This window comes from Undibacterium sp. Ji83W (genome assembly GCF_049340385.1).
Lineage (GTDB): Bacteria > Pseudomonadota > Gammaproteobacteria > Burkholderiales > Burkholderiaceae_D > Undibacterium.
Genome location: NZ_JBMPOZ010000003.1, coordinates 439036 through 461569 on the forward strand (window position 1 = coordinate 439036; position 22534 = coordinate 461569).

At 51.9% G+C, this 22534-nt stretch carries 23 protein-coding genes; 10 read left to right on the plus strand and 13 right to left on the minus strand.

Translation table 11 applies throughout. The features are described 5' to 3' along the window. Positions 1-24 precede the first annotated feature (24 nt). From ACO0LD_RS08785 to ACO0LD_RS08805, 5 genes are all read right to left on the minus strand, one after another. Positions 25-1023 carry an NAD(P)H-dependent glycerol-3-phosphate dehydrogenase gene (locus ACO0LD_RS08785; RefSeq protein WP_423005776.1) on the minus strand — a complete coding sequence of 333 codons (999 nt, stop codon included), beginning with the start codon at positions 1021-1023 and terminating at the stop codon, positions 25-27. Between the two features lie 109 nt (positions 1024-1132). Then, the gene (locus tag ACO0LD_RS08790; RefSeq protein WP_423005911.1) at positions 1133-1582 is read right to left on the minus strand and encodes an SH3 domain-containing protein; all 450 of its coding nucleotides are present in this window, start codon (positions 1580-1582) and stop codon (positions 1133-1135) included. Positions 1583-1643: 61 nt separating this feature from the next. Then, entirely contained in the window at positions 1644-2120 is a 477-nt protein-coding gene (gene secB / locus ACO0LD_RS08795) for a protein-export chaperone SecB (RefSeq protein WP_423005778.1), read from the minus strand. 163 nt (positions 2121-2283) lie between these two features. Next, positions 2284-2550, minus strand: coding sequence for a glutaredoxin 3 (gene grxC / locus ACO0LD_RS08800; RefSeq protein ID WP_423005780.1), 267 nt, complete (start codon positions 2548-2550; stop codon positions 2284-2286). A gap of 14 nt (positions 2551-2564) precedes the next feature. Beyond that, positions 2565-2966, minus strand: coding sequence for a rhodanese-like domain-containing protein (locus ACO0LD_RS08805; protein ID WP_423005782.1), 402 nt, complete (start codon positions 2964-2966; stop codon positions 2565-2567). A 107-nt stretch (positions 2967-3073) separates the two neighbouring features. On the opposite strand from ACO0LD_RS08805, the gene gpmA reads away from it, so the two are divergent. From gpmA to ACO0LD_RS08835, 6 genes are read left to right on the plus strand one after another with little or no spacing between them, the layout of a single operon-like run. Further along, entirely contained in the window at positions 3074-3820 is a 747-nt protein-coding gene (gpmA, locus tag ACO0LD_RS08810) for a 2,3-diphosphoglycerate-dependent phosphoglycerate mutase (protein ID WP_423005784.1), read from the plus strand. Between the two features lie 7 nt (positions 3821-3827). Next, positions 3828-5171: a murein hydrolase activator EnvC family protein gene (locus ACO0LD_RS08815; protein WP_423005786.1), complete on the plus strand. Its 1344-nt coding sequence runs from the start codon at positions 3828-3830 to the stop codon at positions 5169-5171. A 16-nt stretch (positions 5172-5187) separates the two neighbouring features. After that, positions 5188-6687, plus strand: a complete 1500-nt coding sequence (locus ACO0LD_RS08820) for a S41 family peptidase (protein ID WP_423005788.1) — start codon at positions 5188-5190, stop codon at positions 6685-6687. 60 nt (positions 6688-6747) lie between these two features. Continuing rightward, positions 6748-7506 (plus strand): HesA/MoeB/ThiF family protein, encoded by a 759-nt coding sequence (locus ACO0LD_RS08825; RefSeq protein WP_423005790.1) that lies wholly within the window; start codon positions 6748-6750, stop codon positions 7504-7506. Between the two features lie 42 nt (positions 7507-7548). Continuing rightward, the gene (locus ACO0LD_RS08830; protein WP_423005792.1) at positions 7549-8193 is read left to right on the plus strand and encodes a glutathione S-transferase family protein; all 645 of its coding nucleotides are present in this window, start codon (positions 7549-7551) and stop codon (positions 8191-8193) included. Between the two features lie 40 nt (positions 8194-8233). After that, positions 8234-9043, plus strand: a complete 810-nt coding sequence (locus ACO0LD_RS08835) for a spermidine synthase (protein ID WP_423005794.1) — start codon at positions 8234-8236, stop codon at positions 9041-9043. A gap of 17 nt (positions 9044-9060) precedes the next feature. Here ACO0LD_RS08835 and ACO0LD_RS08840 read toward each other — a convergent pair whose 3' ends face one another. Both ACO0LD_RS08840 and ACO0LD_RS08845 read right to left on the minus strand, forming a co-directional pair. After that, positions 9061-9456 carry a VOC family protein gene (locus ACO0LD_RS08840; protein ID WP_423005796.1) on the minus strand — a complete coding sequence of 132 codons (396 nt, stop codon included), beginning with the start codon at positions 9454-9456 and terminating at the stop codon, positions 9061-9063. Positions 9457-9617: 161 nt separating this feature from the next. Next, positions 9618-10112 (minus strand): SgcJ/EcaC family oxidoreductase, encoded by a 495-nt coding sequence (locus ACO0LD_RS08845; protein ID WP_423005798.1) that lies wholly within the window; start codon positions 10110-10112, stop codon positions 9618-9620. A gap of 133 nt (positions 10113-10245) precedes the next feature. Between ACO0LD_RS08845 and ACO0LD_RS08850 the strand changes: the two genes are divergently transcribed. Genes ACO0LD_RS08850 through ACO0LD_RS08860 form a run of 3 tightly spaced genes read left to right on the plus strand, consistent with a single transcriptional unit; the run spans position 10246 to position 13423 of the window. Further along, a complete protein-coding gene (locus tag ACO0LD_RS08850) occupies positions 10246-11028 on the plus strand; it encodes a LuxR C-terminal-related transcriptional regulator (RefSeq protein ID WP_422957007.1) in 783 nt (260 codons plus the stop codon). Further along, positions 11025-12959 (plus strand): ATP-binding protein, encoded by a 1935-nt coding sequence (locus ACO0LD_RS08855; protein WP_423005800.1) that lies wholly within the window; start codon positions 11025-11027, stop codon positions 12957-12959. Before ACO0LD_RS08850 ends, ACO0LD_RS08855 begins: the two co-directional genes overlap by 4 nt. Continuing rightward, entirely contained in the window at positions 12956-13423 is a 468-nt protein-coding gene (locus ACO0LD_RS08860) for a response regulator (RefSeq protein WP_423005802.1), read from the plus strand. The genes ACO0LD_RS08855 and ACO0LD_RS08860 overlap by 4 nt, the downstream gene beginning before the upstream one ends. Positions 13424-13430: 7 nt before the next feature. On the opposite strand, the gene ACO0LD_RS08865 is transcribed toward ACO0LD_RS08860, so the two are convergent. From ACO0LD_RS08865 to pabB, 6 genes are all read right to left on the minus strand, one after another. Next, positions 13431-13796 (minus strand): hypothetical protein, encoded by a 366-nt coding sequence (locus ACO0LD_RS08865; protein ID WP_423005804.1) that lies wholly within the window; start codon positions 13794-13796, stop codon positions 13431-13433. A gap of 18 nt (positions 13797-13814) precedes the next feature. Continuing rightward, positions 13815-14618: an ABC transporter ATP-binding protein gene (locus tag ACO0LD_RS08870; protein ID WP_423005806.1), complete on the minus strand. Its 804-nt coding sequence runs from the start codon at positions 14616-14618 to the stop codon at positions 13815-13817. Next, the gene (locus ACO0LD_RS08875) at positions 14618-16447 is read right to left on the minus strand and encodes an ABC transporter permease subunit (RefSeq protein ID WP_423005808.1); all 1830 of its coding nucleotides are present in this window, start codon (positions 16445-16447) and stop codon (positions 14618-14620) included. Before ACO0LD_RS08875 ends, ACO0LD_RS08870 begins: the two co-directional genes overlap by 1 nt. Then, positions 16447-17496, minus strand: coding sequence for a branched-chain amino acid ABC transporter permease (locus ACO0LD_RS08880; protein WP_423005810.1), 1050 nt, complete (start codon positions 17494-17496; stop codon positions 16447-16449). The genes ACO0LD_RS08875 and ACO0LD_RS08880 overlap by 1 nt, the downstream gene beginning before the upstream one ends. A 99-nt stretch (positions 17497-17595) precedes the next feature. Then, entirely contained in the window at positions 17596-18759 is a 1164-nt protein-coding gene (locus ACO0LD_RS08885) for an ABC transporter substrate-binding protein (protein WP_423005812.1), read from the minus strand. A gap of 238 nt (positions 18760-18997) precedes the next feature. Then, positions 18998-20863, minus strand: coding sequence for an aminodeoxychorismate synthase component I (pabB, locus tag ACO0LD_RS08890; protein ID WP_423005814.1), 1866 nt, complete (start codon positions 20861-20863; stop codon positions 18998-19000). 179 nt (positions 20864-21042) lie between these two features. Between pabB and ACO0LD_RS08895 the strand changes: the two genes are divergently transcribed. Then, positions 21043-22353 carry a diguanylate cyclase domain-containing protein gene (locus ACO0LD_RS08895; protein WP_423005816.1) on the plus strand — a complete coding sequence of 437 codons (1311 nt, stop codon included), beginning with the start codon at positions 21043-21045 and terminating at the stop codon, positions 22351-22353. Positions 22354-22534 lie beyond the last annotated feature (181 nt).

The window sequence follows — 22534 nt, forward strand, 5'->3', positions numbered from 1 at the left end:
TAATGTGCGCTTCTTAATACCTTACTAATGCGTTTCCTGTTTGGCATCCCTTGCCAGCAAGCGGCCTATCATCTCTTGCAATGAAATCCCGTCAAACAATACCCCAGCCACGGCATCGGTAATTGGCATTTGTATGCCCAGACTCTGCGCTAGCGCTCGTACAGCCTGCGCGCAACGCACACCTTCAGCGACATGGCCCAGTTCCTGCACGATGACATCCAGGGATTTGCCCTGTGCCAGTGCCAGACCCACCTTGCGGTTACGGGACAAGTCACCGGTGCAGGTCAAGATCAAATCACCAACGCCAGTCAGCCCCATCAGGGTTTCTGAACGGCCACCAAGGGCAACACCAAGGCGGCTGATTTCTGCCAGGCCACGGGTGATCAGGGCGGCCCGCGCATTCAGGCCCAGACCCAGACCGTCAGCCACGCCGGTAGCAATTGCCAGGATATTCTTGACCGCACCACCGACTTCAACACCGACCACATCATCGCTGGAATACACCCGCATGGCATTCACATGCAGGGCTTGCACCACCAGGCTGCTGAGTTCATTGGACTTTGAGGCAATCGTCAATGCACAAGGCAGACCTTTAGCGACTTCTTGCGCAAATGAAGGGCCAGAAAGGGCACCGAAAGCCACACCCAGCCCCAGCACCTGTTCTGCCACCTGATGCGGCAAGAGCTGCGTGGACTCTTCAAAACCCTTGCATAACCAGATGATGTTCTTAGGCTGATGAGCACGGCAGGCTTCCAGCGTAGGGCGTAAACCTGAGACTGAGGTGGCAATCACCAGCAAACCCTCAGGGCCAGCCGCATGTGCCATGGCAGCAGCAAAATCTGAAGTAATCTGCAAGCTGTCAGGAAAAGGGAAACCGCTCAGATAAGCTACATTTTGTTTATCTGCTTGCATGGCAGACATGGCGCTTTGATTACGCCCCCACAGCAAAACTTGATTTTTTGCCGCAAAGGCAATTGCCATGGCCGTGCCCCATGCACCTGCGCCCAATACGCTGATATTCATACTTGTCCCTGACTTCTGCTTATTTTAATAACCGGGGAGATGTAAAAAAAGGACAGCAGGCTGTCCTTTTTTGCAAACTGTCATCTGTCTATACACTCAAGCCCAGGCACTACAAGCCCCAGACTTCATTGATTTTGACAAAGCCAAGCTGGCCGTCACGGTGCTTCACTTTGACCCAGCCGCCAGCGGCGGGCTCGGCCATTTCCAGCAAGACATGCTTGTCAGCACTGAATACCAGCGGTGCAGATTCATCTGCTGTTGCCCTGATCTTGGCATTGGCTGTCCGCACCACGACGCTGCGGCGGGTAATCAAATCCTTGGATTCCACCCAGCTCATTTCACCGCTGACGTCTCTTACCTTGCTCCATGCACCGGAAGTAAACACCACTTCCAGCGGCATGCCACGCGGTGCCACTGCCAGTTTTGCGCCTTTGGCAGATGGTGCATCGTACATGATGACAGGCGAAGCACCAACGGAACGGAATTCCAAAGCCTGCGCCGCACTACTCGCAAGTAGCGTCAATAACAACAGAGGCAAAGGCGTCAGCAAGCGTCGCATGGTAGCTTTCATCAAGCCGACCCGGCCAAAAACCGGATCAAGCCCGTAGTAATAAAGCAGATTACTGAATAGTCGTAGGCGCTTCAGTAGTGGCATTTGCCTGCTCAGCAGCCAATGTCAGACGTTGCGCGTAGAAAGCTTCAAAATTGATTTCCGACAGATGGATAGGAGGGAAACCAGCACGTGTGATCGCATCAGCTACGTTGGAACGCAGGTAAGGATAAACGATGTTAGGGCAGCCGATACCCAGCAGAGGATCGAGTTGATCTTCAGGGATATTGCGCGCTTCGAAAATACCAGCTTGTTTGCCTTCAACCAGGAAAGCCACTTTTTCGCCGATTTTTGCAGTCACTGTAACCGTTACTGTGGCTTCGTAAATGCCATCAGCCAGCTTTTCAGAGCCGACATCAACGGACACTTCTATGCCTGGGGCTTCTTGTTCCAGGAAAATACCTGGGGAATTTGGCTGTTCAAGCGACAAATCTTTCAGATAAACGCGTTGAATTTGGAATACGGGCTGCAGATTTTCGTCAGACATGTGAAACTTTCTAAAATTCTAAAAGATTAATAATGAACAGCGAGACTGGCAGATAGGGCCGTTTCCAGCCATTTCAAGATCGCAGCGCGCTATTGTAGCAAGTAGTCTGCAAAAACAGCAATTTTGCTGCAAAACCCGTAGAAAATCCGGCAAAAACCTGCTTTTAATCAACCGGATTCAGCAAAGGATCAAGTTTACCCGCCCTGTCGAGGGCAGACAGGTCATCAAAACCGCCCACATGGGTGTCGTCTACATAGATTTGCGGCACGGTGCGGCGACCGGTCTTCTTCATCATCGCTTCGCGCAGTCCGGGCTCAAGGTCAACACGGATTTTTTCTATATCGTCCACACCCTTGGACTTCAACAGACGCTCTGCCATCGTGCAATACGGGCAAACGGCTGTGGTATACATGATTACATGGGCTTTCATGATGCTCTCCTGCTTTACTTTACTGTTGGCAAGCCTTGCGACTTCCAGGAATCTATACCACCATCAAGGCTGAATACCTGAGCAAAGCCAGCTTTGCTGAGCAAACCAGCAGCGCTGGAAGAACGTACGCCTGAAGCGCAAACAGTAATGACCACATTGCTTTTTGACTTTTCTATCTCTTTCAGACGGTCGTTCAGCTCTGGCAAGGGGATGTGCTTGGCATTTTGCAAATGCCCGGCAGCAAATTCTTCAGCACTGCGTACATCCAGAATCAGGGTTTTAGCCTGATTCATGTATTGTGTAGCTTGAAAATGCGACACCTTGGCACCACGTCTTTGTAAAGCAGGTACCAGCAATGCACCGCCAGAGATGATGGCGAGACCTATCCAGAATATATTGTCAATAATGAATTTCACAGGATTCCAGTAGTAAGAATGGTTATCAGAAGCGCGTCATTATAAAATAGATGCCGCAATCGCATACTAAATCACTCATCTCATCTTATCTCACCCTCTAGCACACTATGTATAAAATCGTTTTAATGCGCCACGGCGAATCTACCTGGAACCTGGACAACCGTTTCACCGGCTGGACTGATGTCGATCTGACAGCAAAAGGCGTGGCTGAAGCCACCCAGGCTGGCAAGCTATTGAAACAAGCCGGTCTGACTTTTGACCTGGCCTACACCTCAGTACTCAAGCGCGCGGTTCGTACACTGTGGGGCACACTCGATGAAATGGACTTGATGTGGTTGCCAGTGATTCATGACTGGCGTTTGAATGAACGTCATTACGGTGCCCTGCAAGGCCTGAACAAGGCAGAGACAGCAGCCAAATATGGTGACGAGCAAGTGCTGGTGTGGCGTCGCAGCTACGATACGCCACCTCTGCCACTGGCAGAAGATGATGACCGCACCTCGTTCAATGACCCGCGCTATGCAGGTCTGGATCGCAGCCAGATCCCGCTGACCGAATGCCTGAAAGACACGGTTGCCCGCGTCATGCCTGCCTGGGATGACAGCATCGCTCCGGCAATACGCTCTGGCAAACGCATCCTGATTTCTGCCCATGGCAATAGCCTGCGCGCCCTGATCAAGACGCTCGACAGTATCAACGACGACGACATCGTCAACCTGAATATCCCGAATGGCCAGCCACTGGTATATGAACTCGATGCCGACCTGAAGCCGATCAAACATTATTATCTGGGTGATCAGGACGCTATTGCAGCAGCCTTGCAAGCTGTTGCCAGCCAGGGTAAATCCAAATAAGCATTGAATGCCATTTAAAACCAAGTCTTCACCGTTTTTAATAGCAAGCTTGCTGTGCCTGTCCATGGCAGGCACAGCAGCGTCCGCTTATGCCGCCAGCAACGCCAGGTCCCAGCAAAAAAACAAGGCAGAAGCAGACCGGGCCGAATTGCAAAACCGCCTGAAAGCGCTAAAAAACGATATAAACAAAACCGAAACAGCCAAAGACAATGCCAGCGATGCCATGGCTGAATCAGAAAAATCCATCTCTGAAGCCAACCGTTCCTTGCGTGACTTGCAGGCAGAGCAGGTGCAGACTGAAGCCAAAGTCAAACAACTGACAGAGCAGCAGCAAGCCCTGACTGATAAAGTTGAAAAACAAAAAACACAACTCTCGAATTTTTTACGCCGCCAGTACATGCGTGGCGACAGTGACCGGATCAAATTGCTGCTGTCGGGCGATAACCCCAACCGCATCAACCGCGAACTGCAATACATGAGCTATGTCTCTCAAACCCAGGCCAAACTGATAGATGGCTTGCGTATCAGCCTACTGGCAGTTGAAAAAAATGCCGAAGATGCAAAAGAAGCCAAGGCAGAGCTCGACGAAATAGCCGATGAAGAAAAAAGTCATAAGCTAGCACTGGAAAAAGAGAAAAAACGACATGCCACATTGCTAAGTCAATTGGCAGAAAAACTCTATGTACAAAAAAAACAGGCTGATAGTCTGGAAAAAGATGAACAAAGACTCTCCAATCTGGTCTCACAATTAAATAAACTGATTGAAGAGCAAGCCAAGGCAGATGCAGCCAGGGCAGCACTGGAAGAAAAACAACGCCAGGAAAGAATTGCAGCAGCGCAGAAAGAAAGAGCAAGACAGGCAGCACAGGGTAAAAAACCAGCGAAAATCACCAATCCTAATGCGATTGATGATGACGAACCGCCCAGGCAGGCCAAGGTGGCAACCCCGCCTGCAGGTGAATTTGACAAGCTGAAAGGGCAATTGCGTTTGCCGGTGAAAGGTGAAATTCTCGCCAGATTTGGCAGCAAACGCACTGATGGCCCTAGCTGGAAAGGCATGTTCATCAAGGCGAATGAAGGTGCAGAAATCAAGACCATCGCTCCGGGCAAAGTGATTTTTGCTGATTGGTGGAAGGGGTATGGAAATATGGTGATTGTTGATCATGGCGGCAGTTACTGGAGCCTGTATGGCAATAATCAGGCAGTATTGAAGCATGTCGGCGATGTGGTAAAAACGGGTGATGTCATTGCCAGTGCCGGAAACAGCGGCGGTAATGAAGAATCAGGTTTATACTTTGAAGTACGTCATCAAGGACGTGTATTTGATCCGCTCAACTGGATCGTTAAATAGGCTTTAGGTGAATCACATGGGCAGCAAATTCAAGAATTTTGGTTTAATTGGCCTCGGCATGGTTGCCGGTGTGGCAGTTTCCATGCAGTTTTCGGCAGTGGCGCAAAAAACCCCGGGCAATTTCCTGCCGGTAGAGGAATTGCGTCAACTGACAGAAGTTTTCGGCATCATCAAGAATGAATATGTCGAACCGGTAGAAGATAACAAGCTGCTGACGGAAGCGATTTCCGGCATGGTGGCTTCACTGGACCCACATTCAGCCTACCTGGACAAGAAATCATATAAAGAATTAAAAGAAGGCACTCAGGGCAAGTTTGTCGGCCTGGGCATAGAAGTCGGCATGGAAGATGGCTATGTCAAGATCGTCTCGCCGATTGAAGACTCGCCAGCCTACCGCGCAGGTTTGAAACCTGGTGACCTGATCACCAAGCTGGATTCCCAGCCTGTCAAAGGCCTGACGCTGGATGAAGCAGTCAAGCGCATGCGCGGTGAACCGAATACCAAGATCACCCTGACTATCTTCCGTAAAAGCGAAGATAAACCCATCGTCGTCACGATTACCCGCGAACTGATCAAACAGCAAAGCGTCAAGGCCAAAATTGTTGAGCCTGGCTATGCCTGGTTGAGAATTGCCCAGTTCCAGGAGCCAACCGTCGAAGACATGGCCAAGAAAATCCAGACCCTGTATGCGCAAGATCCAGCCATCAAAGGCCTGGTACTCGATTTGCGCAATGACCCGGGTGGCGTATTGCCTGGTGCCATTGGTGTCTCTGCCGCCTTTTTGCCCAAAGATGTGCCGGTAGTTTCCACCAATGGTCAGTTACAAGATTCCAAAGCGACTTTCTATGCCCGCCGTGAATATTATTCTGGCCGTACCCTGAGCGACCCACTGGCAAAATTGCCAGAAGCGATCAAAAATGTGCCTATGGTGGTGTTGATCAATACTGGCTCTGCCTCTGCTTCTGAAATCGTCGCAGGTGCCTTGCAAGACTACAAACGCGCTACCATTATTGGTACCCAAAGCTTTGGCAAGGGTTCGGTACAAACCATACGCCAGATTTCTGCCGATACTGCAGTCAAGCTGACGACGGCTCGCTATTACACGCCAAATGGTCGTTCTATCCAGGCCAAGGGCATCGTCCCTGACCTGAACGTAGAAGAAACCGCAGATGGTGACGGCATCAATGGTTTGCGTGCCCGTGAAGCTGACTTGCAAAAGCATTTGACGAACGACAAGGAAAAAGAAGTCGCCCGTCCTAAAGTCGACGAAGCGGAAGAAGAACAGCGCGTGGCAGCACTGGTGAAAAAGATCAAACCACTGGAATACGGTAGTGCAGAAGACTTCCAGCTGGCGCAGGCTTTGAACCACCTGAAAGGCTTGCCAGTCAAAGTCACAGAAGCCAAAGTGGTTGACAAGGAAGGCAAGGACAAAGACGGCAAAGACAGCAGCAAGGACGCTGATAAACCGGCTAAAACTGATAAAGCCGATCACAAAACCGATATCAAGAAAAAATAACCCCTTGAATAAACTTTAACAAAAAGGCCGCTTACTTCAACAGCGGCCTTTTTTACGACGATGAACGATCAGCAACTCTTACGCTATTCCCGTCACATATTGCTGGACCAGATAGGTATAGAAGGTCAGCAAAAAATTACCGAGGCACGCGCCCTTATCATCGGTGCCGGTGGCCTGGGTTCACCTGCGGCCCTGTATCTGGCCAGCGCCGGCGTAGGCCACATCACCCTGGTCGACAATGACAGCGTGGACCTGACCAATCTGCAAAGACAGATCATGCATACCACGGCAGCTGTGGGCATGGCCAAGGTCAACTCAGGCAAACACACGCTGGAAGCCATCAATCCTGAAATACGCATCATCGCCCTGCAAGAGCGGGCTGCAGATGCACGGCTGGAAGAACTGGTCAGCCAGGCCAGTATCGTCCTCGATTGCTGTGACAATTTCGCCACCCGCCATGCCGTCAATGCCGCCTGCGTCAAATTTGGAGTACCGCTGGTATCCGGTGCAGCCATCAGCTTTGATGGCCAGATCAGCGTGTTTGACAGCCGTGATGAAACATCACCTTGCTATGCCTGCCTGTTCCCACCTGACCAGCCCTTTGAAGAAGTGCTGTGTTCCAGCATGGGTGTATTTTCACCGCTGGTAGGCATCATAGGCAGCATGCAGGCCGCCGAAGCCTTGAAAGTCATCATGGGCATAGGCCAGGCACTGTCAGGCCGCCTGTTGTTGCTGGATGCCTTGCGCATGGACTGGACCAGCATAGGTATCAGCAAGAATCCACAATGTCTGGTTTGCGGACAAACGCACCAGAATTAAAGCCATCATTAAAGCCATACTAAAACCCCATCAAGGATAGCCATGTACACCCTGTATTACTGCCCCGGCACAGCCAGCATGATCGTTCATCTGGCCTTATTGGAAATTGGTGCTGCCCATGAACTGAAACTGGTCGATGTAGAAAAGAACCAGCAAAAAGATCCAGAGTATCTGCGCTTGAATCCAAACGGTGTCGTGCCCACCCTGGTCATCGATAATCGTCCTTATCTCGAATCAGCTGCGCTGTTGATGCTGTTAGCCGAACGTCACCCGGAAGCGGGACTCGTGCCAGCCTTAGGCAGCGTGGAACACGATCAGTGGCGGCAATGGATAGTGTTCATCAGCAGCAGCCTGCAATCGACTTTCCGCGCCTGGTTTTATCCTGCTGAACTGGGCTTTGAAGAGCATAGTGTGGCTACCAAAGCCGCCCTGCAAAAACGCATCGCTGCCATCTGGGATCAGTTGGACCTGCACCTGAGCAAGAATGGCCCCTACCTGCTGGGCGAGACTTTTTCCGGCGCTGACCTGCAGCTGACCATGCTGATGCGCTGGTCACGCAATATGCCACGCCCGGCGACTGAATGGCCTGCCCTGAGCAAACTGGCACAACGCGTCATCGCCCGCCCAAGCTGGCAAAAGATGGTGGCAATCGAAGGTCTGGAAACATGGCCAAAAACCCAGGCTTGATACCTGCAATGAATCTTTAGAAATGCATGTTTAAAAATTCGTGCTTAAGAAATTAATGCAAAAGATGGGTTTGAATTTATACAAGGCAAATCAGGCAGCCAGCACGGAGCTGCCTGACGTCAGTATTGCCGAATACCAGGGCGTACGTACCCTGCATCTTTCCTCTGATGCCATACAGGGTGCCATGCGCATGGCCATGCCTGATCAGATAGAGCTGGAATATGTGCAGCAAATGATGATGTGGATGTTGTTCAAACACGAGCCGCAACACATCGTACAGCTAGGCCTCGGTGCAGCATCGCTGACCAAGTTTTGCTACCGTAATTTCGCACAAGCCAGGGTCACCGCAATTGAGCTCAACCCAAAAGTGATCGCCGCCTGTCACCAGCATTTCAAGCTGCCGGCAAATGATGAGCGCCTGCAAGTCCTGGCCATGGACGCGCTAGCCTATGTCAGCGATAGCGCCAACCACGGCCAGGTCGACGTGCTGCAAATTGATTTATATGATGCCGCTGCCGATGCCCCCGCGCTGAGCAGCGCTGCGTTTTATCAGGCTTGCGCCGACACCTTGAATGAAGATGGCATGCTGACCGTCAATCTGTTTGGCAATCCGCATAACTATGAAGCGAATTGCACTGCCAATCTGGCCGCCCTGCAAGAAGCTTTTGATGCGGTGGTCTGGCTACCGCTGGTACATGATGCCAACACCGTCGCCATCGCCTTCAAACAAGCCCCCGCAGTAGATTTTGAAGACTTGTATGAGCGCGCAACGGCGATACGGCTGTCCTGTAAATTACCCGCTGCGAAATGGGTAAATGGCTTGAAGGAATGGATGGCGGAAAATACCTAGAATACATCTCACTATCATCAGGCTTCCTCATGATGACTGCACACACAAAGCTTGTTGCCATCAGGATCGCGGAAATAGGCGCCATAATAATTGGGGTGATAGTGCAGGCGCAAACCCGGTGGGCCTTCACATGTAGCGCCATGTGCCAGCGCTGCTTCATAGGCGCGCTGCACCGTCGCGCGTGATGCCGCCAGCAGTGCCACCATCTGGCCATTGCCTTGCTGGGCAGGTTCACCATTGAAAGGTTTGCCGATGACAAACAGCGGGCGAGGCTGATCAACAGCCATCCAGCCTGCCCAGGGTTCAGTGGCATCCTTGAATTTCAAGACCAGGCCCAGCTCGGCCATCAGTGCAGAGTAAAACGCAAAAGACTTGTCGAAATCGTGTATGCCTATGAATACATGGGAGATCATGAGTGCTTCCTTGGATGAAGTTGTGAAAACTGGGATATCCGCAGCTTTAAATTGTATCCCACTCAGCAAAAGAAAACTGCCCGTGTGTGGCAACACACACGGGCAGTTTTTCCGGCTTATATTCGACTAATATTCGACTAATATTCGACTAATATCGAGATTTATTTTTCCTCGACAAACTCAGGCATGGCTGAGGAGTGGTGATTGACGATTTTCCAGTCGCCTTTGATTTTCTCATAGACATAGGTATAACGCGCGCGCACCTTTGCCGGTTTGCCGTCCTTGACTATATCAAAGGTATAGGCACCGCTATCCAGCGCCGTGTTTGCACCGAATAAACGGATTTGACGGTAATTGATGGTGCCCTTAGGTTTGAGCAACAGGAAATGTTCAAAGTATTCTTCAATTTCTGCCGGTGTCGCACGGATTTTATTCGACACGGTAGGCTGCAGGATGCCGTTAGGCGCATACAGTTTCACGACTTCTGCAGGTTTGCCAGTCGCCAGTGCGGCATTCCAGCGGTCAAACAAGCCGGCAATTTCTTTTTCTGCAGCGCTGGCAGGTGCGGCAGCTACCTGGTCGTATTTCTTGGGAGGTGCTTCTGCAAAAGCAGTACCACTGGCGAGCAAGGCCACTACAAAGAACAGATTTTTCATTTCATATTTCCCATGGTTAGAATAGATGTTCGCCTCTTTCTGCGAGGTTGGACTCATCATGAGCCAGGGCTCAAGTCTTGCCATCAGCCAGGTGGCCTAGCATTCCATATGCCAGATGGCATATACTAGCCAAATGAATACCCTGCCCTCAGACACCACTCATTCTTTACGCGAACAATATCGCGACAACCAGGCCAATCTTGCCCGTCTACGCCTGTTGCACGATGTTGGCCGGGTGTTGGCCGAAGGGGAAGAATCTGCCATCGCGGCAGTGCTGGCCTATGCTATGGAGTTTTCGGCTTTTGAAGCTTGTGCAGTGCTGGTGGAAGACACCGGTGCCTTGCGCGTGCATGCGTCGAAAGGGCCGGTCTTGCCGCATGGCACGCGGTTTCCAGTGCAGGGTATCTTGTCAGCCATGCTGGAGCAGGATGCAAAAGTAATGGTCAGGCAAAAAAGTGTCAGTCGCTTGTTGTTGCCAGCGGGCGGTGTGGCAGGGCTGGAATTGTTGCTGCCATTAATGAAGCAAGGCCGTCCTCAAGGAATATTGGTGCTGGTTAACCGCAAGCAGTTGGCGGAACCTTCACTTGCCGACATGCTCACATTAAGTACCCTGGCCAACATCCTCGCGCTGGCATTGCGTGAATCGGCCACAAACACCAGCCCGCAAATGAATGAGCGCATCAAACAGATATCAGCCCTGCTCACAGCCCGCGAACGGGAAGTCCTGTCATGGTTGCCGCATGGCCTGACCAACGCTGATATAGGCGACAGGTTAGGCATCGCCAGGGGTACGGTAAAAATTCATGTGGAGCGCATCATACATAAACTAGGACTGCAGGACAGGACACAGGTGGCCGCCCTGGCAGTTGAACTGGGCCTGGGTACATCTGGCACATCTCCTACCAGGACATCATGACAAAATTCTTCAAGCTGGCAATGCGCTGGTGGTCAGACCGTCCCTTGAGGATCAAGGGGCTGATCGTAATCGCCGTGCCTATCATGGTCTTGCTTGGTACCCTGATATCCGGTTACCTGATGGGCATACAGGCCAAGCGTGCACAAGAAAACGTGCAACGCACGATACAGATACAGCGCGATATCCAGGAAGTGCATACCCTGCTGGCAGAAGCAGCGACCGGTGTACGCGGCTATTTGCTGACCGGATACAAGAATTTTTTGACCCCCTACCAGATCAGCGAAACTGAATTACCAAAGACCTTGCAACGCCTCAAAGGGCAAATCCGCGACAGGCAGCAAACCGAACTTTTGAATGAACTGTCAGCTCTGGCCGTCAAAAAAAGTGATGGCCTGGTTGAACTGATCAACATCGGACCTGGATCATCACCTGAAAAATTGACGCAGGCCCTGGTTCGGAACAAGAAAGTACTGGACGATTTACGTGCCCATATCGACACCATGCTGGTAAGGGAAGAAAAGCTCAGGCAAGAAAGCGTCAACCAGGCCAATCGGGTATACGATCTCACCATGATCGTTACCGCCGCAGCAGCTATTGCAGGGGTGCTCGGCGCATTATTAACCAGCCTGTTATTTTCTGCCGGTATTGTGCGGCGGGTACACCAATTGACGGGCAATGCAGGCCGCCTGGAACACGGCCAGGCACTGACTCCACTGGCAGCAGCGAATGACGAGTTGGGGCAACTCTCCGACCGTATGGTGCGTACCAGCCATTTGCTGGCAGCGCGTACAGAAGAAGTGCAAAAAGCGCGGCAAGAAGCCGAGCGCGCCAACCAGTCCAAGACTGAATTCCTGTCCCGCACCAGCCACGAATTACGCACACCGCTGAATGCCATACTCGGTTTTGCGCAATTGCTGCAACTGGATATCCATGCCAAAGACGCCCGGCAAAGCCTGGACCATATACTGAAAGGTGGCCATCATCTGCTGGCCCTGATTGATGAAGTACTGGATATCGCCCGCATAGAAACTGGCCATCTGCAATTATCACTCCAGCCAATTGAAGCTGGCGGGATCTTGCGCGAAGCATTGTCGCTGATTGCACCGCTGGCACATACCAGGAATATCACCCTGGCAGGGCCGGAAAAAACCAGTGATATCTACCTGCAGGCCGACCGCAAACGCCTGCTGCAAGTGATACTCAATCTCTTGTCCAATGCCGTCAAATACAATAAGGAAAACGGCACAGTCACAGTAAGCGTGCATGCCACAGCAATGCAAGTGCAGTTGCTGGTGGTGGATAGTGGCATAGGCATCGCCACAGATATGCAAAAGCGCTTGTTCACTCCCTTTGACCGATTAGGTGCAGAACACAAGCCGGTAGAAGGCAATGGCCTGGGCCTGGTAGTATCCATGCAATTGGCGCGAGCCATGGGTGGGGAGATTGGTATGTCCAGTGTAGAGGGACAGGGCAGTCAGTTCTGGATCAACTTGCCCGTCGCACAAGCAACGCAATCGCAAGAAGGACATAGGCCAGCGACCAGCGAACTGGCAACTTTGCATCGCCCTTGCAGCATACTGTATATCGAAGATAATTCATCGAACCTGGTATTGATAGAAATACTGCTTGCACGCAGCAAGCATGTAGAACTTTTCAGCGCAAAAAAAGGGGTAGAGGGTTTGCACATGGCGCAACAACAGCGGCCAGACCTGATACTACTGGACCTGCAATTGCCTGATATGTCCGGGGAAGAAGTCTTGCAAGAGCTACGTGCCTCAGCCAGCCTGAAAGACATACCCGTGGTTATACTGAGTGCGGATGCACTGGCGACTACCATCCATAGACTGAAGGCTGGTGGTGCCAATGACTACCTGACCAAGCCACTGGATGTAGCATTATTCTTTTCCACTTTGAATCGTCTTTTGCCATGAATGCCACAGACATACTTGCCATGCGAATTCTGATTGTCGATGACGAGATCGACAATGTGCAGTTACTCGAAAAAATATTGACGCGTGAAGGCTTCAACAACATCGTCAGCACCACTGACCCGACCCGTACACTCGATCTGGTTATTGCATTCGACCCTGACCTTGTCTTACTGGATTTAATGATGCCAGAGTTTGATGGTTATGCCGTGCTGGAACAACTGGCCAGATGCACGCCGAAAAATGATTTCCGTCCCGTCATGGTACTCACTGCTGACGCCATGCCTGAAGCAAAACACCGGGCGCTGGCACTGGGAGCAAAAGATTTTCTGACCAAGCCTTTCGACTTTATCGAATCGATATTGAGAATCTCGAACTTGCTGGAAACCCGCTTGCTGTACAAGCGCCTGCATGCACTGATCCCCAACGAGAAGCCTTTACCACCCTGGCATCTGAAGCTGGATTAACACGCTTTTACTGCGTGAAAATCTTGACTGGTATCTGGGCCTGCTCAGCCAGTTCTACGGCATGGTGTGTACCACGGGCGCAACCGGGTTTTCCATAGTCAGCATGAAAAGCCAGCACGAGATTTATACCCGTCGCCAGCATCCTGACATTCAAGCCTTTCCATACTTCACCAGGAAATGCACGGTAGTCGGCATTGGTTTTTTTCATGGCCTCGACCGCGAAACCAAATTCCAATGCAACTACTTTGGCGTGAGCATCTATGCCGGGGGTGTCACCGGTAACGACGATGGTATCTGAAGGCAGCTGAGCTAATTCACGGCGTATTGCGACCTGGCTTTCCCAACTGGTAGACCCTGTAATCAATACTCTCATTTCTGCATCCTGCTGGCCTCAATGATTCTTCTTGGCCAAGCCCAGGTAGGTATCGATCACGCGCTGGTCATTCGCCAGTTCTGCGGCATCACCTTCCAGCGCAATCTGCCCGGTTTCCAGCACATAGGCATAATCTGCCACTTGCAAGGCAGCGCGGGCGTTTTGCTCTACCAGTAAAATCGCGACGCCAGTTTGCTTGAGGCGCTGGATGATGTGGAAAATTTCCTTGACGATCAGCGGTGCCAGACCCAGGCTGGGTTCATCCAGCATCAGCAATTGCGGCTTGGCCATGAGCGCACGGCCCACTGCCAGCATCTGGCGTTCGCCACCGGACAGCGTGCCAGCTTCCTGGGTACGTCTTTCTTTCAAACGCGGGAAGAGATCAAACACGACTTGCAACTGGTCAGCATAGTTTTTTTCACCAGCCTGGTAACGGCGATAACTGCCCAGCAAAAGATTGTCCTCCACCTTCATGCTGGCGAACAGTTCGCGTTTTTCTGGCACCAGTGACATGCCTTGCGCGACACGATTTTCTATGCTGACGCTGGCGAGGTTTTTGTCGGCCAATAATATCTGCCCGCGCATGCTGCCCGTCGCAGGTAAGGCACCGGCGATAGCATTGAGCATGGTGGATTTGCCAGCACCATTCGGACCGATGACGGTAACGATTTGCCCGGCGCCGACACGTATATTCGCGGGCTGCAAAGCCTCTACCTTGCCATAAAATACTTGCAAGTCCTTGGTATGCAATAAGGCTGGTTCAGACAAGGATGTCGTCGCCAGGATGACTGGCGTGGTTTCTGGAGAATTTGTGTTCGTCATCAATCTATCCCACCCAGATAAGCTTCCAGCACAGCCGGATTCTGTTGTACTTCTTGTGGCAAGCCTTCGGCAATCTTGGTGCCGAATTCCATCACCACCAGTTGATCCGTCAAATTCATGACGAAATCCATGTCATGCTCGACCAGCAAGATGCTCATGCCTTCTGCACGCAGTTTGCGCAAAAGTTCGGCCAGTTCCTGTTTTTCTTTATAGCGCAAACCGGCGGCGGGTTCATCCAGCAACAGCAAACTAGGATCACAACACAAGGCTCTGGCAATTTCCAGTATGCGTTGCTGGCCCAGTGCCAGGCTGCCTGCCTCTTCATTGATCAAATGCGCCAGGCCTACTCTTTCCAGCTGCCTTTTGGCTTCTGCCAGCAGGGAATTCTCTGCCTTGCCATCGCGCCGCAAGATGCTGGCGATGACTTCCATGACGTCCCCCCCCTTGGCACGCAAATGCGCGCCTATCGCGACGTTTTCGAGTACCGTCATGCTGGCTAGCAAACGCACATGCTGGAAGCTGCGGCCTATGCCCAGCTTGACGATTTCACGCGAAGGCAGGTTGGCAATATCCTGTAATTTGCCATCGCGGTAAAAACGCACGGCACCGCTGGTCAAAGGCAAGACGCCAGTCACCAGGTTGAACATGGTTGATTTTCCTGCCCCGTTAGGGCCTATCAGGCCAACAATCTGCCCGGCACTGACAGTGAACTGCATATCATTGACGGCGACAAGACCACCGAATTGCTTGCGCGCCTTGTCGATTTCAAGGATGACGGTATCGACTGCCGGTTTGGCACGCACTGGTAATACTGCCGCGTCTGCAGCGACCTGTATGCCCTGGTCTTCTGGCAGCCATTTGGCAAACAGGCGCTTGCTCCAGCTCGCCAGATAAGGCCAGACACCATCGCGGGCACGTTGCAACAGCAAGACCAGCAAGACACCAAACACGATGACTTCAAAATTGCCATTCGCGCCCAGCAATGCCGGCAAAATACTTTGCAGTTTGTCTTTCAGCAGCGTCAGCAGGGCCGAACCAAGCAAGGCTCCCCAGACATGACCTGCGCCACCAACCACGGCCATGAACAGGTATTCAATACCTTGATTCAAACCAAAAGGTGTAGGGTTGACCGCACGTTGCATATGCGCATACAACCAGCCAGAGACACTGGCCAGCATGGCAGCGATGACGAAGATGATGACCTTCATGCGCGCCGTATTGACACCCATGGCTTCTGCCATGACGCCACCACCTTTGAGTGCACGTATGGCGCGGCCAGGGCGCGATTGCAGCAGGTTTTGTATCGCGACTATGGACAGCAGCAAGATTACCCAGATCAAGCCAAACATGCTGCGCCCGGTATCGAGTTTAAAGCCTGCGATTTCTATCGGTGGTATGCCATTGAGGCCATCATATTTGCCGAGAAATTCCAGGTTACCGAACAGGAAAAACAGTGATAAGCCCCAGGCGATGGTACCCAATGGCAGGTAGTGGCCAGACAGGCGCATGGTAATCAGGCCAATCGCGAGCGCTGCCGCCATGGTCAGCACCAGACCTGCCAGCAAACCCAGCCAGGGTGAATAACCCAGGGCCGTACTCAGATAGGCAGTGGAGTAAGCCCCCAGACCAACAAAAGCAGCCTGGCCGAAAGAGGTCATGCCGCCTACCCCGGTCAACAAGACCAGGCCGAGTGCGACTATTGCATACAGGCCTATGTAGTTGGCCAGGGTGATCCAGAATTCAGGCACTGGCACGAGAGGGAACAGCAATACCAGCGCCAGTAATACCCATTTACCGTGTTTGATACCGTTGGTGAGGAGCATCTTCATTATTCTTCATCCTCATCATTATGTTTGCTGGAGAGCGAACGCCACAGCAATACTGGGATAATCAGGGTAAATACGATGACCTCCTTATAGGCACTTGCCCAGTAAGACGAATAAGATTCCAGCAAACCCACCAGCAGAGCACCCGCCGCTGCCACTGGATAAGACACCAGTCCACCAACAATGGCACCGACAAAACCTTTCAGGCCTATCAAAAAACCGCCGTCGTAATACACTGTCGTCATCGGGGCGATCAATACGCCACACAATGCACCCATGGCAGCGGCCAGGGTGAACGCCAGACGGCCAGCCTGTGTGGTGCCGATACCCACCAGTTGCGCGCCCAGGCGGTTGACGGCGGTAGCGCGTAAAGCCTTGCCAGACAGGCTGCGTTCAAAATAGAAATACAGTGCGCCTATCAACAAGGCCGAGACTGCGATCACCACCAGGCTTTGACCAGATATCTGCATGGCCCCCAGTTCAAAGCGGGCATCGCTGAAAGCCGTAGTGCGTGAACCTTCGGCACCGAACATGACCAGGCCCATGCCAGTCAGGGCGAAATGCACGCCGACAGAAACGATGAGCAAGACCAGGGTACTGGCTTCTGCCAGTGGTTGATAAGCCAGCCGGTAAATCATCGGCCCCATGGGAACAACTATCGCCAAAGCCAATAAGACTTGTGCAAACAATGACCATTCCTGAACAGCGACATTGCGCGCCAATAGCCAGACTGCCAGTGGAAATAGCAACAGCTTGCCTGCGGATAAAGCCAGTGCCTTGGCATTCATAGCTTGTTTGCTGCGCAACTGCATGTACACTTCCTTGCCCATGCACAGCAAGCCAAAGGCCAGTAACAGGCTGGCTGAATGCGGGAATTTACCCGACTGTATCGCCGCCAGGCTAAGCGCACCAAAGGCGACGAATTCACCTTGCGGTATGAAAATAATCCGTGTGACGGAAAACACCAGCACCAGCGCCAATGCCAGCAAGGCATAGATGGCACCACTGGTAATACCATCCTGGGCAAGGATGGCGGCAATTGAAAAATCCATGTAAACCTGACTTTCTTGCTTACTAGTTCAAGCATGGCCCTCAGACTTTGGGCCGAACAAAAAGGGAGCCGCAGCTCCCTTGATCACTTCATCAATACATCAGTTAGCCTGACCGATCAACTTCCACTTGCCATTGACGATTTGCACCATGACGCGGGAGCGCTGGTCGAAACCCAGATGGTCAGTGTCCGTCATATTCACGATGCCATGTGAGACTGGCAGGTTGACAGTATTTTCCAGAGCCACACGCAAGGCCGCGCGGAATTCTTTGGTACCTGGCTGGGCTTTTTTCAATGCCACGGTCGCTGCTGAGTCCAGCAAGAGGCTGGCATCCCAGGCATGGCCACCAAAGGTGGAGACAGAACCTGCGCCATATTCTTTTTCATAGGCCTTGACATAGCGCATGGCAGATTTTTTGACGGGATTATCATTGGGCAATTGCTCAGCTACCAGCAATGGGCCTGCAGGCAACCAGGTACCTTCGCAATCCTTGCCACAGACGCGCAGGAAGTCATTATTGGCGACGCCATGGGTCTGGTAAATCTTGCCCTTGTAGCCGCGTTCTTTCAAGGTCTTTTGTGGCAGAGCGGCTGGCGTACCGGCACCGGCAATCAAGACCGCATCAGGATTGCTTGCCAGGATTTTCAGGATCTGGCCAGTGACAGAAGTGTCACTGCGAGCAAAGCGTTCATTGGCAACCACTTTGAGTTTGCGCAATTCAGCAATTTTGGAAAATTCTTTGTACCAGCCTTCGCCATAGGCATCAGCAAAACCGATGAAGGCGACTGTCTTGACGCCTACGTCATTCATGTGACCGGTAATCGCCGTCGACATATGTGAATCATTTTGCGGCGTCTTGAATACCCAGTAGCGCTTGGAGTCAATAGGAGAAATAATGGCCGAAGAAGCTGCCATGGAAATCATCGGTGTTTCGTTTTCTGCTGCCACATCGATCATTGCCAGGGAATTTGGCGTGATGGTGGAACCGATGAGGATATCGACCTTGTCTTCTGCAATCAACTTGCGGGCATTTTTAACAGCCGTGGTGGTATCGGATGCGTCATCGAGAACAATGTATTCGACCTTCTTGCCAGCGATTTCTTTTGGCAGCAAGGCGAAGGTATTTTTTTCAGGGATGCCCAGAGAAGCTGCGGGGCCAGTAGCCGACACGTTGACGCCAACCTTGATCTGCGCAGAGGCATTGCTTGCCAACACCAGCGATAACATGGCAGGCAAAGCCGCCAGTAAAAACCGTTTCTTCATGGGTAGTCTCCTGTTTTGCGATTATCTGCAATATTAATCAATACTAATCAATATGAATAAAAATGCAATTTGCCGACCGATTGGTCGGTTAATTTTTTTCCAGTGTAACCTTTCCTACGAACAGGCACAATATTAAGCTGGATCAATTTCCAAGGCTAAAGGCGGAATTCATCTTTATACTTCAGATAGGCAAGTATTGGCAGCTTTTCTTGACTATCCAGCAAGCCTTGCTTTCAATTTAATCAATCAATTCAACAACAAAAGCACCCCGCAAAGAATTGCACAACATGATTTGCTCTGCTGCCTGCACATCAGCCAGTGTCAGGACCTGTTCTGCAAGCTGGTAACGCTTATCTTCCAGCAAGATCTCGCGCATGATGCCGGGCAAGACACCATCTTCCAGCGGTGGCGTCAGCCATTTGCCATGCAGTTTCAGCAAGACTGTGCTGCGCCCGCCCTCAGTCAAATGCCCTCTTTCGTTAAAAAACAACATATCAAATGCGCCCTGTTGCTCGGCTGCTTGCCAGGCCTGGTCATATTGTTGACGCAAACTGCTTTTGTGGCGCAGGAACAAATTGCGGCTGTCACTGGCGGTTTTTGCCAGCATGACTTTGGGGCTGGCTGGCATGGGACTTAACTCTGCAGTACGCACATCAAGTTCACCATCCGGCTTCAATGCCAGGCGCAATCTGTGCGGTATGGCAGACGGCAGGGCATCACAGACTTGCTGTAATTTCAACCTGACCTGCTCCTGATTCCAGGCAAAACCAAAATACTGCGCGGATGCCTGCAGGCGATGCAAATGTCTTGATTGATGACGGCAACCTTCTTCCTGCGTTGCGTGCATGGTTTCAAACAGTTCAAACTGTGGCAGCAGGCCAGTCAGGAAGCTCGCTTTCAAATGGCATTCGGCATATTCTTCCTGGGCCACGCTGTCATGCACGATGCCTGCCCCTACGCCAAGTACGCCACGGCGCATGGCAGGATCAGCACCATCTACAGGTGCTTGCAATTGCAAAGTGCGTATCGGCACGGACAGGCAAAAATCACCCCGCGCCCCAGTTTGTGCAGGCGGATCAAACCAGCCTATCGCACCAGTGTACAAACCACGCGGTTCTGCTTCCAGTTCACGAATGATTTGCATGGTGCGGTGCTTGGGCGCACCGGTAATCGACCCGCAAGGGAACAAGGCCGTCAGTATCTGTTCCAGATTCAGGCCATCCTGCAAATCAGCTTCTACTGTTGACGTCATTTGCAAGACACTGGAAAAGCGGTTGACTTCAAATAATTTGGGCACCCTGACCGTGCCGGTTTTGGCAATACGCCCCAGGTCATTGCGCAGCAGGTCAACGATCATCAGGTTCTCTGCGCGGTTTTTGCTGTCGGCAGCAAGTTCGGCTGCCAGACGCTTATCCTGTTCTGCATCGCCAGTCGCTGCTGCCGTCCCCTTCATGGGGCGGGCCAGCAATTTACCCTGTTGCTGGCGCACGAATAATTCAGGTGAGAGCGAGACTACTGCCTCGCCATCAGGCAGGCAGATCAGGGCGCCATAAGGCACGGGCTGGCGCTGGCGCAAGCGCTTGTAGAGCGTGAGTGGTGTACCGTAGCTATCAAAATGCAGGCGGTAGGTGTAATTGACTTGATAGGTGTCTCCAGCGGCGATGTATTCCCTGACTCTGGCAATATCAGTCTCGAACTGGCTCGCATCAACATCAGGCTGTATTCCAGCTATTCCAGCAACTTCGTCAGCCCTCGTCTGCGACTGCAAAAATGCAGCAACTTGCTCGCTATCGAGAATATGACATTGCCTGAACAAAAGTACACGAGACACCGCTGGCTCTGAATGCGCAGCGATACCTTGCAATTGCGCACCACTTTCATAGGACAACAGCGCCAGGGCAAAACTGCCCCGCTGCAAAGCCAGTTCTGCATCGCGCCATAGTGTTGGCCATTCCTGGGCGGTGCTGCAAACCAGTACGCTCTGCAAATCGCAGTAAAAACGGGATTGCGCCTGCTCTGAATGCGCATCATCGAGCAGGGCGTAACATTCCCCCGCCTGAGGCAGTGGAAATGGCAAAACAGGATTGTTGGAAAAATCTGACACGCTGGTTCAAACTAACATAGAGATGTGCCGCAGTTTACTCGCAGATGCAGGATTCTGCATAAAGTGTGCAGTCCTTAAATATTGGCACTTTTTTTATGACATCATTCCGGCACATAGGTATAGTCGCTGATATCTGTACCCACGCAGCAATTTCTATAGGGCAATTCGCAACATTTCTCATGCAAAACACATATTTCAGGCTGCCGATGGCAAAAAGAATTTTCCGCCAGAATCTGGAAGGCATGGCACTGGCATTGCTGGCTGCTTTGATCGTGGGTCTGCTCTTGTCTTCTTGCCTGGTGCAAAAAAATCTGCGTGCGGAAGCGATGTATAAGGCCGACACCCTGGCCGACAATATGGCAGATGCGATGATTGCCAATGATATGCGGCAATTACAAAGCCTGTTGCTGAATGCCACCAATACCCCGGACATGCAAACAGCCTATGTCTATGACGGACATGGCCAGCCTTTGCTGGCATGGACGACACAGGCTCAGTTGATCAAGACCAGCGGCATAGAAGCCACCACTTTGCTCAGGCATCAAAAGGTGGACTACCATCTCGGCAATTTCAGTGCGGTCAGCCCGGTGCTGAGTGGCACAACGGTGATAGGTCAGGTACAACTGCAAATCAGTACCTGGCCGCTGTACCAGCATATATTATTGTTTTTGCTGATCGCTGGTTTCCTGTCTGTTTTTATCACGGCACTGGCAGCTTACTGGCTGACCAATCGGCAGTTGCGTTCCATGCAACCCATCATGGAATTAAGTGTGATTGCCGAAAAAGTGGCGACACTGGGCGATTACAGCCTGCGTGCCCCACAAGACCCGGAACATGAACTGGGTAGCCTGAACATGCATTTCAATCTCATGCTGGCGCGTATGGAAGCCTGGGAAAACGATATGCAGAGCGAAGCCAAGGAAAGGCGCGAAGCCGATAGCCGCCTGGCGATTTTGAATAATCACGATAGCCTGACCAAATTACCGAACCGCCATTACTTCCACAGGCTACTCAGTAATTGCCTGGAAGATGCGGTGGCAGATGAAGAAATGGCTGCCCTGATGTTCATCGATCTTGATCACTTCAAGGGCCTGAGTGAAAGCTTTGGCTATGATGCCGGTGACCTGATCCTGGCGACCATGGCTAACCGCCTGTGTGGTGTTTTGCGCAGCACCGACACTTTATGCCGGGTTGATGGTGATGAATTCGCTGCCATCATGCCGAACGTGGGCAGCATGGAAATTGTGGAACATCTGGCTGAGAGACTGGTGCAGGCCATCAACCAGCCCATGACATTGCGCGGCCAGCAAATTTTGCTGAGCGCCAGCATAGGCATAGCCTGCTGCCCTCTGCATGCCAAAGAACAGCGGCTATTTTTGCATCATGCAGATATTGCGTTGAAAGCCGCCAAGGCCAGTGGCCGCAATACCTGGCGCATGTATAGCAATGACTTGCCCAAGACTTCGCAAGCCGTGCAACTGAGTATTTAGAACTCATTTCATAAATAGGATGAGTGCGAACAAGACGATTTGGGATGCAGTGCAAGGCGTGACGCTCGCTAAGGCTGGTGCCTTAGCGAGCGCAAGGTAATAAACTACACGCTGCAATGCGCCCAAATCGTCAGTTCCCGGAGGGTTTGCCTCATAACGTGCGCTGGACTGCAGGTGTTGA

Bases quoted from the DNA above. Each gene is read 5' to 3' on its own strand.
- ACO0LD_RS08785 (WP_423005776.1), bottom strand. From the start codon at position 1,023: ATGAATATCAGCGTATTGGGCGCAGGTGCATGGGGCACGGCCATGGCA.
- ACO0LD_RS08790 (WP_423005911.1), bottom strand. From the start codon at position 1,582: ATGCGACGCTTGCTGACGCCTTTGCCTCTGTTGTTATTGACGCTACTT.
- secB (WP_423005778.1), bottom strand. From the start codon at position 2,120: ATGTCTGACGAAAATCTGCAGCCCGTATTCCAAATTCAACGCGTTTAT.
- grxC (WP_423005780.1), bottom strand. From the start codon at position 2,550: ATGAAAGCCCATGTAATCATGTATACCACAGCCGTTTGCCCGTATTGC.
- gpmA (WP_423005784.1), top strand. From the start codon at position 3,074: ATGTATAAAATCGTTTTAATGCGCCACGGCGAATCTACCTGGAACCTG.
- ACO0LD_RS08815 (WP_423005786.1), top strand. From the start codon at position 3,828: ATGCCATTTAAAACCAAGTCTTCACCGTTTTTAATAGCAAGCTTGCTG.
- ACO0LD_RS08820 (WP_423005788.1), top strand. From the start codon at position 5,188: ATGGGCAGCAAATTCAAGAATTTTGGTTTAATTGGCCTCGGCATGGTT.
- ACO0LD_RS08825 (WP_423005790.1), top strand. From the start codon at position 6,748: ATGAACGATCAGCAACTCTTACGCTATTCCCGTCACATATTGCTGGAC.
- ACO0LD_RS08830 (WP_423005792.1), top strand. From the start codon at position 7,549: ATGTACACCCTGTATTACTGCCCCGGCACAGCCAGCATGATCGTTCAT.
- ACO0LD_RS08840 (WP_423005796.1), bottom strand. From the start codon at position 9,456: ATGATCTCCCATGTATTCATAGGCATACACGATTTCGACAAGTCTTTT.
- ACO0LD_RS08845 (WP_423005798.1), bottom strand. From the start codon at position 10,112: ATGAAAAATCTGTTCTTTGTAGTGGCCTTGCTCGCCAGTGGTACTGCT.
- ACO0LD_RS08850 (WP_422957007.1), top strand. From the start codon at position 10,246: ATGAATACCCTGCCCTCAGACACCACTCATTCTTTACGCGAACAATAT.
- ACO0LD_RS08855 (WP_423005800.1), top strand. From the start codon at position 11,025: ATGACAAAATTCTTCAAGCTGGCAATGCGCTGGTGGTCAGACCGTCCC.
- ACO0LD_RS08860 (WP_423005802.1), top strand. From the start codon at position 12,956: ATGAATGCCACAGACATACTTGCCATGCGAATTCTGATTGTCGATGAC.
- ACO0LD_RS08865 (WP_423005804.1), bottom strand. From the start codon at position 13,796: ATGAGAGTATTGATTACAGGGTCTACCAGTTGGGAAAGCCAGGTCGCA.
- ACO0LD_RS08870 (WP_423005806.1), bottom strand. From the start codon at position 14,618: ATGACGAACACAAATTCTCCAGAAACCACGCCAGTCATCCTGGCGACG.
- ACO0LD_RS08875 (WP_423005808.1), bottom strand. From the start codon at position 16,447: ATGAAGATGCTCCTCACCAACGGTATCAAACACGGTAAATGGGTATTA.
- ACO0LD_RS08880 (WP_423005810.1), bottom strand. From the start codon at position 17,496: ATGGATTTTTCAATTGCCGCCATCCTTGCCCAGGATGGTATTACCAGT.
- ACO0LD_RS08885 (WP_423005812.1), bottom strand. From the start codon at position 18,759: ATGAAGAAACGGTTTTTACTGGCGGCTTTGCCTGCCATGTTATCGCTG.
- ACO0LD_RS08895 (WP_423005816.1), top strand. From the start codon at position 21,043: ATGCAAAACACATATTTCAGGCTGCCGATGGCAAAAAGAATTTTCCGC.